This is a genomic window from Cytobacillus sp. BC1816 (assembly GCF_051353635.1).
GTDB lineage: Bacteria > Bacillota > Bacilli > Bacillales > Cytobacillaceae > Cytobacillus > Cytobacillus oceanisediminis_C.
Map to the genome: position 1 here is coordinate 3,584,614 of NZ_CP195611.1, position 17,415 is coordinate 3,602,028.

Here is a 17,415-nt window from a genome sequence, read left to right on the forward strand (position 1 = left end):
GAATCGAAAAAACACTAGATTTCAGGAGGGTACTATGTCAAAAAACAGTCGAAAATCGTCCAAGATATTAGCAGCGGCTCTAGCAGCTTCTTTAGCATTTGGCTCAGTCGGGTATGCTGCCCCGCTAAGTAATGAAAACGGAAAATCATCCCACTCGCAAGATCAGAAGATTATTGCCAGAGTAAATGCTGAACGGGCTATCGAGCACGTGAGATATCTATCTGAAGAAATTGGGACAAGACCTGGCGGATTAGAAAATGAAAAAAAATCGGCAGAGTATATTGCAAATACACTCAAAAGTTATGGCTATGATGTTGAATTTCAATACTTTCCGGTAGCAGATCAATTCATTGGCAGTGCATCATTCGAAGATGAGACGGTTTGGGAAATGGGCGCAGCACCAAACGGGGCAATCAGCGATACGCCAGTTCATGCAGAAGTCATCTTTGTGGAAAATGAGGACTTCCAGGGAGCCGAAGGCAAAATTGTACTTCTGGCTCGCGCAGATTCTACAGCCGGATACCGTGAGCAGGTAGCCAAAGCAGTTGAGGCAGGAGCAGCTGGTGTGATACTCCAAAGCCTCGTTGGAAGCCGCGGCAATTACGGACAAACTTTTAATCCTAACCTTACTGCAGAATATGATATCCCGGTTTTCGGGGCTTCCTATATTCATGGTGAATGGCTCAAAGAACAAATGGAGAAAGGTGCAGTGGAGCTTTCCCTGACAGCAAAACATTATAAAGATCTTAAATCGGTAAATGTAATTGCAACCAAGGAAGCTAAATCAAAAGATGAAGATACAAAAGAGGTTATACTAGGTGCTCATCATGATAGTGTAGTGGGTGCTCCAGGCGCGAATGATAATGCTTCCGGGGTAGGGTTAATGCTTGAGCTTGCAAGAGTTTATAAAGGATACAATACAGACAAGACCCTTAAATTCATTGCATTTGGATCTGAGGAACGCGGACTTTTAGGAGCAAGATATTATGTAGATCAGTTAACAGAGACACAAAAAGATCAGATAGAGGCTGTTTTTGTTCCTGATATGGTTGCAACAAATTATGCCAAGGCGACAAACCTATATGCCATGACACCAGACGGCAGCCAAAACATTGTAACTTCTTCAACAGGTGAAGCTGGGGCACGCCTGGGCAATTCGGATATTCTCCCAGGCAAATTCGGATCGAGTGACCATGTTCCATTCCATAATGCCGGCATTCCTGCTGCCCTTTTTATCTGGATGGGCATAGACAGCTGGGATCCGCTTGTTTACCATATTGAGAAAGTTTACCATACTCCACAGGATACGATTGAAGATAATATCTCTGCAGAGAGAATGCAATCAGCACTTGATATTATCGGTTCCGGACTTTTTGATGTGGTTCGAAAAAAAACACAAGGCAATAACTAATACCTCTAACCAGCCGCTGGCTAATAGCCAGCGGCTGGTTTATTACAAAAAAAGAAACTCTTTACCTCACCTCCATTTCTTTCTTCGCTAGCTTCCTGCATTCACCTATAATCCATTTTCACACTTTAACACGAATATATGTAAACCGAAATAAAAATTAAGTTGACATTTAACATTTACTGCTATTATTCTAAATTGTATAAATAGTAATTTATCAGGAGGCATTTTATGAAGTCAGGTTTAAGAACGATTGATTTAACATTGGCTGGCATGTTTGTTGCCCTAATGGCGGTTGGAGCAAATATCACTTCATTTGTCCCATTTATGGTTATTGGGGGAGTGCCTATTACTTTACAGACCTTTTTTGCCATTCTGGCAGGGGCTATTTTAGGAAGCCGATTAGGGGCTATTACTATGGCTGTCTATGCTTTTGCCGGGCTTGCAGGTGCTCCTGTATTTTCAAAATTCGGCGGCGGTTTTGCTTCCTTATTAAGCCCCACCTTCGGTTTTATCTTATCTTTTATATTCGCAGCCTATGTCACCGGCAAATTAATAGAAAGGAAAAAATCTGTACCGGTGTATATTACTGCAGCTTTAATCGGAATGGTGATCAATTATGTTTTCGGGACGAATTGGATGTATATGGCCTATAAACTTTGGTTTACAGCACCTGAGGGATTTACCTATCAAATGGCATGGCTGTGGATGGCAGTCCCCCTTCCAAAAGACATTATTCTCTCTGTTTTTGCCGGGTTAATGGCCCATCGTCTGGAGCATAGAGTATTTGCCAGCAGTCAGTTCAGAAAAATGAACCGAGCAGCATAAACCATTTTACTAAGGAGGATACATATGAATTTTCAACAGCTAACAATTGACGTTCTGGAAGGACATGAACTGACAGACTCGGAGGCAATGGAAATTTTAAATTGTCCAGATGAAGAACTACTGAGTTTATTGCAAAGCGCCTATAAAATCCGTCATCATCATTATGGCAATCATGTTAAATTAAATATGATTATTAATACGAAATCAGGCATATGTCCTGAAAACTGCGGCTATTGCTCACAATCGAGCATCTCAACGGCACCTATTGAAAAATACCGGATGGTGGATAAGGAATCTATCATCCAAGGTGCTAAACAGGCCCATCAGCTAAATGTCGGAACCTATTGCATCGTTGCAAGCGGAAGAGGTCCGAGCACCAGGGAGCTAAATGAAGTAGTTTCAGCGGTTAAAGAAATTAAGGATAACTATAACATGAAGGTCTGTGCCTGTCTCGGGCTTCTAAAGCCTGATCAGGCTGACAAACTCAAGGAGGCTGGGGTCGACCGCTATAATCACAATATCAACACTTCAGAAAATCATCATGAGAGCATCACTACATCCCATACGTATCGGGACAGAGTCAATACTGTCCAATTAATAAAGGACGCAGGTATTTCACCGTGTTCCGGAGTAATTATTGGCATGAAGGAAACCAAGGAAGACGTCATAGCGATGGCCAGAAGCCTAAAAGCCCTGGATGCCGACTCAATCCCGGTTAACTTTTTGCATGCAATTGATGGGACGCCATTAGAAGGGACAGATGATTTGAATCCCCGCTATTGTCTAAAGGTGCTTTGCCTGATGCGTTTTATCAATCCATCAAAGGAAATCAGAATATCAGGAGGCAGAGAAGTGAATCTTAGGAGCCTTCAGCCGCTTGGGCTTTATCCGGCTAATTCTATTTTCGTAGGAGATTACTTAACCACAGCAGGGCAGGAAAGCACAGCGGATCACCAAATGCTGAAGGATCTTGGTTTTGAGATTGATTTTGTATCTGGGGAACCAGTATTCTCCTGATCAAAAAAAAGATTCTGCGCCAAAGCAGAATCTTTTTTATTTTATATATCCGGATAACGTTTATAATTCATCAAACCCATTATCAATTTGAACTTTTGTATATTGCCGCGATTTTTGTTCAAAGAAATCGGACTTCCCATGGTCAACCTGCTCATAAGCTACTATCCAGCGGAGCGGATTGGTCCGATAGCCTTCAAACGGCCGTTCATATCCCAGCTGATTGCAGCGGACATTGGCATAAAATTTGATATAAGCTTCAACGTCAGACAGCAAGATGCCTTCTGTTTTGCTGCCGATCACATCGCGGGCCCATTCAATTTCCAGGTCAGCAGCTCTCTTAAAAGTCTCCTGGACGAATTCACTTAATTCATTAGTATTAAGTTCCGGATTTTCCTGCAGAATTTCTTTGAAAATTTTAACAAACAAATCTACATGGATTTGCTCATCCCGGTTGATGTAATTAATCATCGTTGAGGTGGCTACCATTTTCTGATTTCTGGCCAGGTGATAAAAGAATGCAAAGCCTGAATAAAAGAAAAGCCCCTCCAGAACGACATCAAACACAATAGATTTCAGCAGGTTCTCTGCGCTTGGATTCTCAGCAAAATCTTTATATCCGTTCACAACAAATTCATTTCTTTCAGCTAGTATAGGTTCAGTACGCCAGAATTCAAAAACCTCATCCTGTTTTTGTTTGGGAACAAGGCTTGATAGAACATATGAATATGAGTGATTATGAATCACCTCTTGCTGTGCAAGTATGATCATGAGTGCTGATATGCTTGAGTCGGTAATATTATCAGCAACTTTTCCGGCATAATCCGTCTGGATACTGTCGAGCAATGCAAGCAGTCCAATAATTTTCAAAAATGCATCTTGTTCACTTTTCGTTAATTCCGGAAATTGCTTAATGTCCTGTGACATGTTTATTTCAAAGGGCGTCCAAAAGTTAGCGAGCATTTTTTTATACTTTGGATAGGCCCAGGAGAAGCGAACATCATCCCAATTAAGAATATTGGAGCATTCCCCGTTGATGATTGAAGTTGATTTGTTAGGCGCCGATTGATTAATAATTGGCCGTTTTTTTAGAGTATTCATAAGGTCCTCCTTTAGCTTGAGCAAGATTCACAGTCTTCCACCTCAGATGAAGTTGAACGGATATAATACGTTGTTTTTAATTTTTGCTTCCATGCTGAAAGATGCAGATTCAAAAGATCGATTGCTTTAATATGGTTAGGTATATAGAAATTAAAAGAAATAGCTTGATCTATATGTTTTTGTCTGTTTGCATTCTGCCTGATGCTCCACTCCTGGTTAATATGATAGGCAGATTTATAATACCAAATGGTCTCACTGTTAATATCAGGTGCTGTCACAGGGATCCGGTAATCCTTTTTCTCTTCGGAATACTGCTTGTTGAATATAGGATCAATACTTGGAGTGCTTCCTGCAATTAAAGCAGTTGATGCATTAGGGGCAACCGCCAGCAAATAAGCATTTCGAACACCGTTTTCCCTTACCTCCTTGCTTAATGCAGCCCAGTCCATGTCTGACTCTGCCTCCAGATATCCCCGCTTGTCAAAGTAGGCACCCGTTTCCCAATCAGAACCTTTAAAGGCTGAATAGCTTCCTTTTTCTTTTGCCAGGCTCATAGAACTTTTTATCGCTAAAAAAGCAATTTGCTCATATAGAATGTCAGCGAATGTTTCTGCTTCTTCGCTTTCCCATGTGATTTTTTTCAGTGCAAGAAGGTGGTGCCATCCAAATGTCCCCAGTCCAATCGCACGGTACTTTTGGTTTGTGATCTGGCCTTGCGGCACTGGAATACTATTAATATCAATGACATTATCAAGCATTCGCACCTGAATTGGCACAAGCCTTTCAAGTACTCCCTCACTTATGGCCCTTGCAAGATTGATGGATGAAAGATTGCAGACAACGAAGTCTCCTGGCTGTTTTTCGATAATAATTCTCCCATCCCTTGTATATTCTTCAGCCCTCTTTGTAACACTTTGGTTTTGTACGATTTCAGTGCACAGGTTTGTACAATAAATCATTCCGCAATGTGAATTGGCATTTTTCCGATTTACTTCATCCCGGTAAAACATAAATGGTGTCCCTGTTTCAAGCTGGCTTCTCATGATGGATTTCATTATATCGATAGCAGGCACTTTTTCCCTTGATAGATTCGGGTTATCTATGCACTCTTTATATTTCTGGCGGAATGAACCTTCGCCTTCACCTTCGTCATAAAAGTCTTCCAATGAAAAGCCCATTACCTTTCGGACTTCATGGGGATCAAATAAATACCAATATCCCCGGCTTTCAACTTTTTCCATAAACAAATCCGGAATGCAGACACCTGTGAATAAATCATGTGTTCGCTGCCTTTCATCTCCATTGTTAAGCTTTGCATCAAGAAACGAGAAGATATCTTTATGCCAGACATCCAGATAGACGCTTATAGCACCCTGCCTTTGTCCAAGCTGATCAACACTGACAGCTGTGTTATTCAGCTGCTTCATCCAGGGAATCACACCTGAAGATGCACCCTTAAATCCTTTAATATCACTGCCTCTGCTGCGGATTTTCCCCATATATACTCCGATTCCGCCTCCATTTTTAGATAGTGATGCAATATCGGTATTGCTGTCATATATAGAATCAAGACTGTCATCAACGGTCTCAATGAAACAGCTTGAAAGCTGTCCCCAGTTTTTCCCTGCATTGGCGAGTGTTGGAGTGGCAACAGTCATATACAAACCACTCATTGCCCAGTAAGCTTCTTTAATAAGTTCAAGCCGCTTACCCTTCGGCTCCATTTTCATCAGCACCATGCTGATGATCATGAACCGCTCCTGTGGAAGCTCATAAAGATTTTTCTGTTTGTCTCTGGCAAGATATCGGTCAGCCAGCATTTTCAACCCCAAATATGTAAATAAGCGGTCATTTTCTTTCTTTATGAAGCGGGCAAGTTCATTTATCTCCTGCTTTGAATACACATCTAATAAATCCTGTTCATAAATTCCCAAAGCCGTCAGCCGTTCAATTAACGTATAAAAATGTTTGTAGCAATCATCCGGCAGGCATTCTCTATTTTTTCCTGACTCAGTATAAAGCTTCTTAAGAAGCAGACGTGACGCGGCAAAAGTCCAATCAGGCTCATCAATGCTGATAAAAGATAAACAATCCAGTATAAGCTGGTCGTACATTGCCTCCGCTCTGAGCTGGCTCATATCTTCATACCTTTTTAAAAGCTGCCCAATGCCGAGCTGTGGAAATTCTGTCTTAAGTTCTTCTAAAATTTCTATCGGTTGTATGGTTTGGACCATCTTACTTCCTCCTAAAGGCAAAATAAAAATCCGCCCGGAAAATGAGCGGATCAAACGATAGTATAATAGCATGCAGAAGATGAATAAACGGCCATTACGCGATCGTTTCATCATCTCAATCCCCGAAGATAAGAAACATTCGATCGCCCTGGCAGGTCTCCTGGCTTGTGCTTCACTCTACTAAAAGCCCTTCCCATACAAACGCCATGAAGCGTTTTGTACAGTGGCATGCTCTTTTCGTCTGCACTTACAGTTGCGGGGACAGCTTCGGTTTTACACCGAATTCCCTATTAAGTCCTCATAGGACACCAATCACGATCTATATGTAGTTTTTATTCTTTTTATTATATACTATATATTGTAGATGATTCTATCATATAGATAAATAGATTACAAATTTTAAATCGTTAATGCACGAAAAAGAACAGGGGGGATTCCCTCTGCTCTTTACTTCTCATTCATGATTTTCCATTTCAATATCATGAGATACCGGCTCTGGGGTAGCCCAAAAAGTATCATATACAGCATACCCTGCCATTACAAGAACGAGGTAAGCAATCGCTGCACCTGCCCATTTTTTCATTTTAGATACTCCTTTCAATTAAACGTTTTTTCATTTATCGCAGTCTAACTGGCAGTAAGCCCCAACTTCAGGGGGATGACTGGAGGGCAGCTGCCCTAAAGGACCGGTTGGTTCAACTATTAATCAGAAGGGAAAAGCATCCCCGCTAATTGAAGTTTCACTTTATTTTTACTCTTTGTAAACGAAGTGCATTTAAAACAACAGATACGGAGCTGAACGCCATTGCAGCGCCGGCAAGCCAAGGTGCGAGGAACCCTAACGCAGCTACCGGGATGCCAAGTGTATTGTATCCAAATGCCCAGAATAGATTTTGTTTTATATTCCTTATGGTTTTTTTACTCATCAGGATGGCGTCTGCAATACTATTTAAATCCCCTCTCATTAGCGTAATATCAGCTGTTTCCATCGCAACGTCTGTACCGGTTCCGATCGCCATTCCAATATCAGCTACAGCAAGTGCAGGTGCATCGTTAATACCATCGCCGACCATGGCGACTTTTTTCCCCTGGTTTTGAAGTTTTTTTACTTCTTCTGCCTTGCCTTCAGGTAAAACCTCTGCAATTGCAGAGTCTATCCCCACTTCCTCAGCTATTGCCTGAGCCGTACGTTTGTTATCTCCCGTAATCATAATGACCTCAATCCCCAGTTTCCTTAAGCGATTGATTGCATCTCTGGAAGTTTCCTTTATTGTATCCGCAACGGCCACGATACCTGCATATTTGCCATCAACCGCGACAAGCATTGCCGTTTTTCCGTTTTCCTCAAGTGTTTCCATTTCGAGTTTGGCTGATTGGACATTAACGTCGTATTTGTCCATTAATCTTCTTGTACCTATTAAAAGCTCTTTGCCATCCACTTTCGCTTTTATTCCATACCCGGGAATAGCTTCAAATTCAACTGGATTAAATAGCGTGATCCCTTTATCCTTTATTCCCTTTACGATCGCTTCAGCCAATGGATGCTCAGACTGTTTCTCCGCTGACCCTACAAGTTGGAGAAATATCCTTTCTTCAACTTTGCCTTCCGTAATCACATCTGTTAAAACCGGTTTGCCATGTGTAACTGTTCCAGTTTTATCAAGAACGACTGTAGTGATTTCGTGCGTGAGCTCCAAGTGCTCTCCGCCTTTAAAAAGAACCCCATATTCCGCTGCCCGGCCAGAGCCGGCCATTATAGAGGTTGGCGTCGCCAGACCTAGAGCACATGGACATGCAATCACCAGGACAGCAATCAATTTTTCGAGTGCATCTGCAAAATTTCCAGGACTTACCCATATATACCACACCAGGAATGTAACCACTGCTATGGTCACAACAATTGGAACGAATATCCCAGAGATTCTGTCTGCCATTCGCTGTATGGGTGCTTTTGAACCTTGCGCTTCTTCAACCACTTTTATAATCTGTGACAATGCACTATCTTTGCCGACTTTAGTGGCTTTAATTTTCAGGAACCCATTTTTATTAATGGTGGACCCAATAACTGTGTCTCCTGCTGTTTTATCAACAGGTACGCTTTCCCCTGTCAGCATGGATTCATCTAAAGCAGACTGTCCTTCGATAATTTCACCATCAACTGGAATTTTTTCACCCGGCTTTACAAATATGATTTCCCCAGTAATGACTTCTTCAAGGGGAATTTCAATTTCTTCCCCTTCCCTTAAGACAGTTGCTGTTTTTGCCTGCAGTCCAATAAGCTTTTTGATTGCTTCTGAAGAACGTCCCTTAGCCCGAGCTTCAAACAGCTTGCCTAAGATTATTAATGTTATAAGGATGGCACTTGTTTCGTAATAGAGTTCCACCATATGGGCATTGTTGCCTATTGTTAAAATTGATTGGTATAAGCTATAGAAAAAAGCAGCAGAAGTACCGAGTGCAACCAGCACATCCATATTGGCGCTCTTATTTTTTAATGCCTTATATGCCCCGACATAAAATTGCTTTCCTATAAAAAATTGTACCGGAGCTGCAAGAGCCAGCTGCACCCACGGATTCATAAACATATCGGGAACATAAATAAATGATGTAAACTCGAAATGTCCAACCATGGACCAGAATAAAGGGATGGAAAGAATTAAAGAAAAAATAAACTTGCCTTTTTGTTTTTCAATTTCCTTTTCCCGATAACCTGCGATATCCTGATCTTTATCCATTTTCACTTTCGCCTGATACCCTAAATTCTCCACTTTCATTATCATGTCCTGGATGGAGATTTGTTCAGGATTATATTCCACAGTGCCAGTTTCAAGAGCCAGATTGACTACAGCCTGTTTGACGCCTGGAAGCTTATTAAGTCCCTTTTCAATCCTTCCAGAGCAAGCAGCGCAAGTCATGCCCAGCAATTCGAACTCTGCTTTCTCAGACACAACCGAATAACCTAAATCCTCAATTTTTTTCTCAAAAGCTTCTACAGAAGTTACTTCAGGATTATATTTAATTGATGCTTTTTCTAAAGCAAGATTGACACTTGCTTCCTGGACGCCGTCCAGCTTAGATAAGCCTTTCTCAATTCGAGACGAACAGGCAGCACATGTCATGCCTGATATTGGAAGGTGAACCTCTTTTAGGGCTGCATCTACCATAACTCCCACTCCTTTATTAAACGATGTTCCTTACACTTAATATACTATACCCCTCTACCCTATTTGTCAATCAAATAAATCCAGACAAATTAATCATTTTTACAGTTTCCTATTTATTAAAAAAAGAGAACGTGCATTTTATTTACACGTTCTTTCCCGATCTATTACTCTACATCATAGCCTTGATCGTCAATTGTTTCTTTGATTTGCCCGAGTGTCACTGCTGATGAGTCAAATTGAACCTGCACCTGGCCTTTATCAAGGTCAACAGCTACTTTATCTACACCATTTAGTTTGCCGACACTGCCTTCTACAGCTTTTACACAATGTCCGCATGACATTCCGCTAACTTTTAAAGTTACACTTTCCATAATAATTAAACCCCCAATTATTTTTTCATTAGTTTTTGAATAGTGACTAAAAATTCATCAAGCACTTCTTCATCGCCTTCGTGGATTCTTTCAACCACACAGCTTTTCAAATGGCCTTCAAGCAAAAGCTTCGCTACGCTATTCAAAGCAGACTGAGTTGCAGAAATTTGTGTTATTATATCGTCACAATACACGTCTCTGTCAATAAGTCCTTTTATTCCGCGTATTTGACCTTCAATCCGATTTAAACGGGTTGTCAAATTCTTTTTAACTTTTTCTGAGTGATGACTTTTTCGCTCCGATTCAATCGAACAGCAGCTTTCAGACAATAGATCCTCATTTTCCAATTCAAAAGACACTTGATCAGCCTCCTTAATTTTTATTATATTATACCCCGGTATCCTATGTAAAGACTTAAACTCATAATGAAATAAATTACGGATTTTTATGTACAATTTCCCTTTCATGATATTTAAAATCTCTGTTTATACTAACGGAAACACTTTATTAAAGGAGGCAGCTAATGTGAAAAGAAAGCATGAAAATCTAGAAGACACGGGCAAAGATCTATATGGGATTGATAAAGATATCAGCCTGCAGTCAGTAAACTTTGCTTCTGCTGAGAATCAGTATTTAAATGAACGTACACAAACTGAATCCAATCAGGAAATATAGAGTAAAAGCCGCCAATATGGCGGCTTAAGATCATATTTACAATTCTGACAGTTCTCCAATTTCCACCTCGGATCTTTCTTCAAGTGGACCGCGCAAATGTACCGTAGCTGTTCTTCCATCCTCATTCAGCTTGTCAATCCACACAGAAGCACCATTGTATTTTACTTCGATATCTGCTGATGATGAAAGAATTTGCTTCACACGTTTTGCATCCATAAGTCACTCTCCTCTGCAATTTTCATTTTTTATTTTTTGCATGGTTGAGAAATTTATGCTTTACTTTATCAAAAAGTGAAGTGAGTGAGCCTTCGATTTTTGCTCAAGGTTTATATGGACTATGTCATCTGTTTACAAACCTGCGTTCATAACTTGCTCTGGATTAAAAGTTGTCCTATCCTTCCAATACACTGAATACACTTTGTTTAAATAGGTTTTGGAGTTAGGGGCTGTACACTTATGAGCATATTTCTAAGCTACGTTTTCTTGGGTCTGTCGCTTGCAGCGCCAATCGGTCCAATCAATGCTGCACAGTTGGATAAAGGAATAAAAAATGGGTTTTTCCATGCCTGGCTGGTGGGACTGGGGGCCATGACAGCAGATGCCATATATATGGCGGCTGTTTATTTGGGGGTTGTACACTTTCTTGAGATTCCATTCATGAAAGCTTTCTTATGGTGCTTTGGATTTTTCGTCCTTGTATACACAGGAGTTGAAACACTTACAAGTGCCGGAAAAGTCGTTTCAAGCTATAGAACCAAAGATGAATCTAAAGTTAAATCCTTTATGTCAGGTTTTCTTATGTCTTTGTCAAATCCTTTAACTATACTGTTTTGGCTTGGCATCTATGGTTCCATTCTGGCCAAAACAATAGCCGAATATGACAAGGCTCATGTTATTTTATACAGCGGTGCCATTTTCACTGGGCTTCTTCTCTGGGACATAACGATGGCAGCTGTTGCCAGCAGCTTTAGAAGATTTTTAACCGGAAAAATTCTCGCTTTAATTTCCATATTATCTGGCTTATCGCTGATTGGCTTTGGGATTTATTTTGGGATGCAGGCTTATAAACTTTTGTTTTAATCCATATTCCATCCATTCAGACAAGGTGAAAAAAACAGATAATTATGTGATGCAAATTTATTTGAGCTGCTGGATAAAATAAATTATAAATTTTTTGAAGCTGATTTGCAGTTAATTTGGTTATCTGTCAAGTTCGGGAATTTATCTAGTATGTCTAGCAATTTTTCTTTGAAGAAAACAAATTAATACTTAAAACAGGAGGTGAAATATGGAATGACGCATATAATTCATTTCTGGCACATATACGAGTAAAAGTGACGCATAAATTTGTATTTTCCATTAAAAAGAAGAGTCCAAATAAGATATTGGCATCCAAACACACAAAAAAGAGCACCAATCAGGTGCTCTTTCATATGCCCGGCAGCGTCCTACTCTCACAGGGGGACAGCCCCCAACTACCATCGGCGCTGAGAAGCTTAACTTCCGTGTTCGGTATGGGAACGGGTGTGACCTTCTCGCTATCGCCACCGGACTATGTAATTGAAGAAACTTCGTTCCCTCAAAACTAGATAATGCATGAAGAAGCATTTGCCGAGTATTCACCAATGAATTGTCTAGCTTCGGCTCCTAGAACAGTCGCCTCCGCTTTTCATTTTGGTTAAGTCCTCGATCGATTAGTATCAGTCAGCTCCACATGTCGCCACGCTTCCACCTCTGACCTATCAACCTGATCATCTTTCAGGGATCTTACTAGCTTGACGCTATGGGAAATCTCATCTCGAGGGGGGCTTCATGCTTAGATGCTTTCAGCACTTATCCCTTCCGCACATAGCTACCCAGCGATGCCTTTGGCAAGACAACTGGTACACCAGCGGTGCGTCCATCCCGGTCCTCTCGTACTAAGGACAGCTCCTCTCAAATTTCCTGCGCCCACGACGGATAGGGACCGAACTGTCTCACGACGTTCTGAACCCAGCTCGCGTACCGCTTTAATGGGCGAACAGCCCAACCCTTGGGACCGACTACAGCCCCAGGATGCGATGAGCCGACATCGAGGTGCCAAACCTCCCCGTCGATGTGGACTCTTGGGGGAGATAAGCCTGTTATCCCCGGGGTAGCTTTTATCCGTTGAGCGATGGCCCTTCCATGCGGAACCACCGGATCACTAAGCCCGACTTTCGTCCCTGCTCGACTTGTAGGTCTCGCAGTCAAGCTCCCTTGTGCCTTTACACTCTGCGAATGATTTCCAACCATTCTGAGGGAACCTTTGGGCGCCTCCGTTACTTTTTAGGAGGCGACCGCCCCAGTCAAACTGCCCACCTGACACTGTCTCCCGCCCCGATAAGGGGCGCGGGTTAGAATTTCAATACAGCCAGGGTAGTATCCCACCGACGCCTCCACCGAAGCTAGCGCTCCGGCTTCTCAGGCTCCTACCTATCCTGTACAAGCTGTACCAAAATTCAATATCAGGCTACAGTAAAGCTCCACGGGGTCTTTCCGTCCTGTCGCGGGTAACCTGCATCTTCACAGGTACTATAATTTCACCGAGTCTCTCGTTGAGACAGTGCCCAGATCGTTACGCCTTTCGTGCGGGTCGGAACTTACCCGACAAGGAATTTCGCTACCTTAGGACCGTTATAGTTACGGCCGCCGTTTACTGGGGCTTCGATTCAAAGCTTCGCTTGCGCTAACCTCTCCTCTTAACCTTCCAGCACCGGGCAGGCGTCAGCCCCTATACTTCGCCTTGCGGCTTCGCAGAGACCTGTGTTTTTGCTAAACAGTCGCCTGGGCCTATTCACTGCGGCTCATCAGGGCTATTCACCCTAATGAGCACCCCTTCTCCCGAAGTTACGGGGTCATTTTGCCGAGTTCCTTAACGAGAGTTCTCTCGCTCACCTTAGGATTCTCTCCTCGCCTACCTGTGTCGGTTTGCGGTACGGGCACCTTTTCCCTCGCTAGAGGCTTTTCTTGGCAGTGTGGAATCAGGAACTTCGGTACTAAATTTCCCTCGCCGTCACAGCTCAGCCTATGTGGTAACGGGATTTGCCTCGTTACCGGCCTAACTGCTTGGACGCGCTAATCCAGCAGCGCGCTTACCCTATCCTCCTGCGTCCCCCCATTGCTCAAACGGTAAAGAGGTGGTACAGGAATATCAACCTGTTGTCCATCGCCTACGCTTTTCAGCCTCGGCTTAGGTCCCGACTAACCCTGAGCGGACGAGCCTTCCTCAGGAAACCTTAGGCATTCGGTGGATGGGATTCTCACCCATCTTTCGCTACTCATACCGGCATTCTCACTTCTAAGCGCTCCACGGGTCCTTGCGATCCCGCTTCAACGCCCTTAGAACGCTCTCCTACCACTGACATCGTAAGATGTCAATCCACAGCTTCGGTGATACGTTTAGCCCCGGTACATTTTCGGCGCGGAGTCACTCGACCAGTGAGCTATTACGCACTCTTTAAATGGTGGCTGCTTCTAAGCCAACATCCTGGTTGTCTAAGCAACTCCACATCCTTTTCCACTTAACGTATACTTTGGGACCTTAGCTGGTGGTCTGGGCTGTTTCCCTCTTGACTACGGATCTTATCACTCGCAGTCTGACTCCCATGGATAAGTCTTTGGCATTCGGAGTTTGTCTGAATTCGGTAACCCGATGGGGGCCCCTAGTCCAAACAGTGCTCTACCTCCAAGACTCTTACTACATGAGGCTAGCCCTAAAGCTATTTCGGAGAGAACCAGCTATCTCCAAGTTCGATTGGAATTTCTCCGCTACCCACACCTCATCCCCGCACTTTTCAACGTGCGTGGGTTCGGGCCTCCATCCAGTGTTACCTGGACTTCACCCTGGACATGGGTAGATCACCTGGTTTCGGGTCTACGACCACATACTCATTCGCCCTATTCAGACTCGCTTTCGCTGCGGCTCCGTCTCATCAACTTAACCTCGCATGTAATCGTAACTCGCCGGTTCATTCTACAAAAGGCACGCTATCACCCATTAACGGGCTCTAACTACTTGTAGGCACACGGTTTCAGGATCTCTTTCACTCCCCTTCCGGGGTGCTTTTCACCTTTCCCTCACGGTACTGGTTCACTATCGGTCACTAGGGAGTATTTAGCCTTGGGAGATGGTCCTCCCTGCTTCCGACGGGATTTCTCGTGTCCCGCCGTACTCAGGATCCACTCTGGAGGGAACGAAGTTTCAACTACAGGGCTTTTACCTTCTCTGGCCGGCCTTTCCAGACCTGTTCATTTACCTCGTTCCTTTGTAACTCCGTATAGAGTGTCCTACAACCCCAGGAGGCAAGCCTCCTGGTTTGGGCTAATCCCGTTTCGCTCGCCGCTACTCAGGGAATCGCGTTTGCTTTCTCTTCCTCCGGGTACTTAGATGTTTCAGTTCCCCGGGTCTGCCTTCCATACCCTATGTATTCAGGTAAAGATCCTATCCCATTACGGATAGGGGGTTTCCCCATTCGGAAATCTCCGGATCAAAGCTTACTTACAGCTCCCCGAAGCATATCGGTGTTAGTACCGTCCTTCATCGGCTCCTAGTGCCAAGGCATTCACCGTGCGCCCTTTCTAACTTAACCTACTTCGGCCAATGATAAGCGGCGAATCTCTGCGTCAGCTCCGTCACTGTGCTCCTCGCGTACTCTCGTACGCTCCGGTGCTCGCTCGGTCGCTTCCTTGATCTTCTTGCTTCTCATTGCCCTCATGGTTTGTGCTCTTACTTCGTTTTAAAACAAAAATAAGAGAAAAAAACTAAGATGGCGATTACTCGGTTATTGCTTCTTCATTAACATTATCTAGTTTTCAAAGAACGAATCTTTCATTGAGAGATTGAACTCTCAAAACTGAACGAACAAAACGCGTCACGTTTCATGTAAATATCCTTAGAAAGGAGGTGATCCAGCCGCACCTTCCGATACGGCTACCTTGTTACGACTTCACCCCAATCATCTGTCCCACCTTAGGCGGCTGGCTCCAAAAGGTTACCCCACCGACTTCGGGTGTTACAAACTCTCGTGGTGTGACGGGCGGTGTGTACAAGGCCCGGGAACGTATTCACCGCGGCATGCTGATCCGCGATTACTAGCGATTCCGGCTTCATGCAGGCGAGTTGCAGCCTGCAATCCGAACTGAGAATGGTTTTATGGGATTCGCTTAACCTCGCGGTCTCGCAGCCCTTTGTACCATCCATTGTAGCACGTGTGTAGCCCAGGTCATAAGGGGCATGATGATTTGACGTCATCCCCACCTTCCTCCGGTTTGTCACCGGCAGTCACCTTAGAGTGCCCAACTGAATGCTGGCAACTAAGATCAAGGGTTGCGCTCGTTGCGGGACTTAACCCAACATCTCACGACACGAGCTGACGACAACCATGCACCACCTGTCATCCTGTCCCCCGAAGGGGAACGCCCTATCTCTAGGGTTGTCAGGAGATGTCAAGACCTGGTAAGGTTCTTCGCGTTGCTTCGAATTAAACCACATGCTCCACCGCTTGTGCGGGCCCCCGTCAATTCCTTTGAGTTTCAGCCTTGCGGCCGTACTCCCCAGGCGGAGTGCTTAATGCGTTTGCTGCAGCACTAAAGGGCGGAAACCCTCTAACACTTAGCACTCATCGTTTACGGCGTGGACTACCAGGGTATCTAATCCTGTTTGCTCCCCACGCTTTCGCGCCTCAGCGTCAGTTACAGACCAAAGAGTCGCCTTCGCCACTGGTGTTCCTCCACATCTCTACGCATTTCACCGCTACACGTGGAATTCCACTCTTCTCTTCTGCACTCAAGTTCCCCAGTTTCCAATGACCCTCCCCGGTTGAGCCGGGGGCTTTCACATCAGACTTAAGGAACCGCCTGCGCGCGCTTTACGCCCAATAATTCCGGACAACGCTTGCCACCTACGTATTACCGCGGCTGCTGGCACGTAGTTAGCCGTGGCTTTCTGGTTAGGTACCGTCAAGGTACCGGCAGTTACTCCGGTACTTGTTCTTCCCTAACAACAGAGTTTTACGATCCGAAAACCTTCATCACTCACGCGGCGTTGCTCCGTCAGACTTTCGTCCATTGCGGAAGATTCCCTACTGCTGCCTCCCGTAGGAGTCTGGGCCGTGTCTCAGTCCCAGTGTGGCCGATCACCCTCTCAGGTCGGCTACGCATCGTTGCCTTGGTGAGCCGTTACCTCACCAACTAGCTAATGCGCCGCGGGCCCATCTGTAAGTGATAGCCGAAACCATCTTTCAGCTTTCCCTCATGTGAGGGAAAGAATTATCCGGTATTAGCCCCGGTTTCCCGGAGTTATCCCAGTCTTACAGGCAGGTTGCCCACGTGTTACTCACCCGTCCGCCGCTGACTTCAGGGAGCAAGCTCCCATCTGTCCGCTCGACTTGCATGTATTAGGCACGCCGCCAGCGTTCGTCCTGAGCCAGGATCAAACTCTCCATATAAGAGTTGATTAAGCTCATAAGTTGTCTTTTCAAAAAAGACTAAAGAATTAACGTTGACGTTTTTGTTCGTTCAGTTTTCAAAGACCAATCTTCCAAGTCGCATCTTTCGACGCAACCTTTATATTATATCACTTGACAACCTTCATCGTCAAT

General features: G+C 44.1%; 12 protein-coding genes, 3 rRNA genes and 1 riboswitch. Of the genes, 5 read left to right on the forward strand and 10 right to left on the reverse strand.

Annotated elements, in window-relative coordinates; all coding sequences use genetic code 11:
- Positions 1-34 precede the first annotated feature (34 nt).
- The 3 genes from ACR42H_RS18220 to bioB all read left to right on the forward strand — a co-directional run bounded on the left by ACR42H_RS18220 (position 35) and on the right by bioB (position 3,253).
- Positions 35-1,411 (forward strand): M28 family metallopeptidase, encoded by a 1,377-nt coding sequence (locus ACR42H_RS18220; protein ID WP_436372382.1) that lies wholly within the window; start codon positions 35-37, stop codon positions 1,409-1,411.
- A gap of 228 nt (positions 1,412-1,639) precedes the next feature.
- Positions 1,640-2,236, forward strand: coding sequence for a biotin transporter BioY (locus ACR42H_RS18225; RefSeq protein ID WP_113881249.1), 597 nt, complete (start codon positions 1,640-1,642; stop codon positions 2,234-2,236).
- Positions 2,237-2,260: 24 nt separating this feature from the next.
- A complete protein-coding gene (gene bioB / locus ACR42H_RS18230; RefSeq protein WP_436372385.1) occupies positions 2,261-3,253 on the forward strand; it encodes a biotin synthase BioB in 993 nt (330 codons plus the stop codon).
- Positions 3,254-3,313: 60 nt separating this feature from the next.
- Here the strand turns inward: bioB and ACR42H_RS18235 are convergent, their stop codons facing one another.
- The 6 genes from ACR42H_RS18235 to ACR42H_RS18260 all read right to left on the reverse strand — a co-directional run bounded on the left by ACR42H_RS18235 (position 3,314) and on the right by ACR42H_RS18260 (position 10,479).
- Positions 3,314-4,351 carry a ribonucleotide-diphosphate reductase subunit beta gene (locus tag ACR42H_RS18235; RefSeq protein WP_113881247.1) on the reverse strand — a complete coding sequence of 346 codons (1,038 nt, stop codon included), beginning with the start codon at positions 4,349-4,351 and terminating at the stop codon, positions 3,314-3,316.
- 11 nt (positions 4,352-4,362) lie between these two features.
- On the reverse strand, positions 4,363-6,585 hold the full coding sequence (locus tag ACR42H_RS18240; RefSeq protein WP_436372387.1) for a ribonucleoside-diphosphate reductase subunit alpha: 2,223 nt from the start codon (positions 6,583-6,585) through the stop codon (positions 4,363-4,365).
- A gap of 134 nt (positions 6,586-6,719) precedes the next feature.
- Positions 6,720-6,913, reverse strand: a riboswitch (cobalamin riboswitch).
- 126 nt (positions 6,914-7,039) lie between these two features.
- The gene (locus tag ACR42H_RS18245) at positions 7,040-7,168 is read right to left on the reverse strand and encodes a hypothetical protein (RefSeq protein ID WP_436372389.1); all 129 of its coding nucleotides are present in this window, start codon (positions 7,166-7,168) and stop codon (positions 7,040-7,042) included.
- A gap of 157 nt (positions 7,169-7,325) precedes the next feature.
- Positions 7,326-9,749: a heavy metal translocating P-type ATPase gene (locus ACR42H_RS18250; protein WP_436372391.1), complete on the reverse strand. Its 2,424-nt coding sequence runs from the start codon at positions 9,747-9,749 to the stop codon at positions 7,326-7,328.
- 164 nt (positions 9,750-9,913) lie between these two features.
- The gene (gene copZ, locus ACR42H_RS18255) at positions 9,914-10,120 is read right to left on the reverse strand and encodes a copper chaperone CopZ (RefSeq protein WP_113881244.1); all 207 of its coding nucleotides are present in this window, start codon (positions 10,118-10,120) and stop codon (positions 9,914-9,916) included.
- Positions 10,121-10,137: 17 nt separating this feature from the next.
- Positions 10,138-10,479 (reverse strand): metal-sensitive transcriptional regulator, encoded by a 342-nt coding sequence (locus tag ACR42H_RS18260; protein WP_113881243.1) that lies wholly within the window; start codon positions 10,477-10,479, stop codon positions 10,138-10,140.
- 166 nt (positions 10,480-10,645) lie between these two features.
- Here ACR42H_RS18260 and ACR42H_RS18265 point away from each other — a divergent pair, with 166 nt between their 5' ends.
- Positions 10,646-10,795: a hypothetical protein gene (locus ACR42H_RS18265; RefSeq protein ID WP_166672443.1), complete on the forward strand. Its 150-nt coding sequence runs from the start codon at positions 10,646-10,648 to the stop codon at positions 10,793-10,795.
- 36 nt (positions 10,796-10,831) lie between these two features.
- Here ACR42H_RS18265 and ACR42H_RS18270 read toward each other — a convergent pair whose 3' ends face one another.
- Positions 10,832-11,011 carry an H-type small acid-soluble spore protein gene (locus tag ACR42H_RS18270; RefSeq protein ID WP_113881242.1) on the reverse strand — a complete coding sequence of 60 codons (180 nt, stop codon included), beginning with the start codon at positions 11,009-11,011 and terminating at the stop codon, positions 10,832-10,834.
- A 240-nt stretch (positions 11,012-11,251) separates the two neighbouring features.
- Between ACR42H_RS18270 and ACR42H_RS18275 the strand changes: the two genes are divergently transcribed.
- Positions 11,252-11,875 carry a LysE family transporter gene (locus tag ACR42H_RS18275; protein WP_436372394.1) on the forward strand — a complete coding sequence of 208 codons (624 nt, stop codon included), beginning with the start codon at positions 11,252-11,254 and terminating at the stop codon, positions 11,873-11,875.
- A 355-nt stretch (positions 11,876-12,230) separates the two neighbouring features.
- Here ACR42H_RS18275 and rrf read toward each other — a convergent pair.
- The 3 genes from rrf to ACR42H_RS18290 all read right to left on the reverse strand — a co-directional run bounded on the left by rrf (position 12,231) and on the right by ACR42H_RS18290 (position 17,262).
- Positions 12,231-12,347 (reverse strand): 5S ribosomal RNA (gene rrf, locus ACR42H_RS18280).
- Between the two features lie 122 nt (positions 12,348-12,469).
- A 23S ribosomal RNA gene (locus tag ACR42H_RS18285) occupies positions 12,470-15,405 on the reverse strand.
- Positions 15,406-15,712: 307 nt separating this feature from the next.
- Positions 15,713-17,262 (reverse strand): 16S ribosomal RNA (locus ACR42H_RS18290).
- Together the 16S, 23S and 5S rRNA genes form the textbook arrangement of a ribosomal RNA operon.
- Positions 17,263-17,415: the final 153 nt, after the last annotated feature.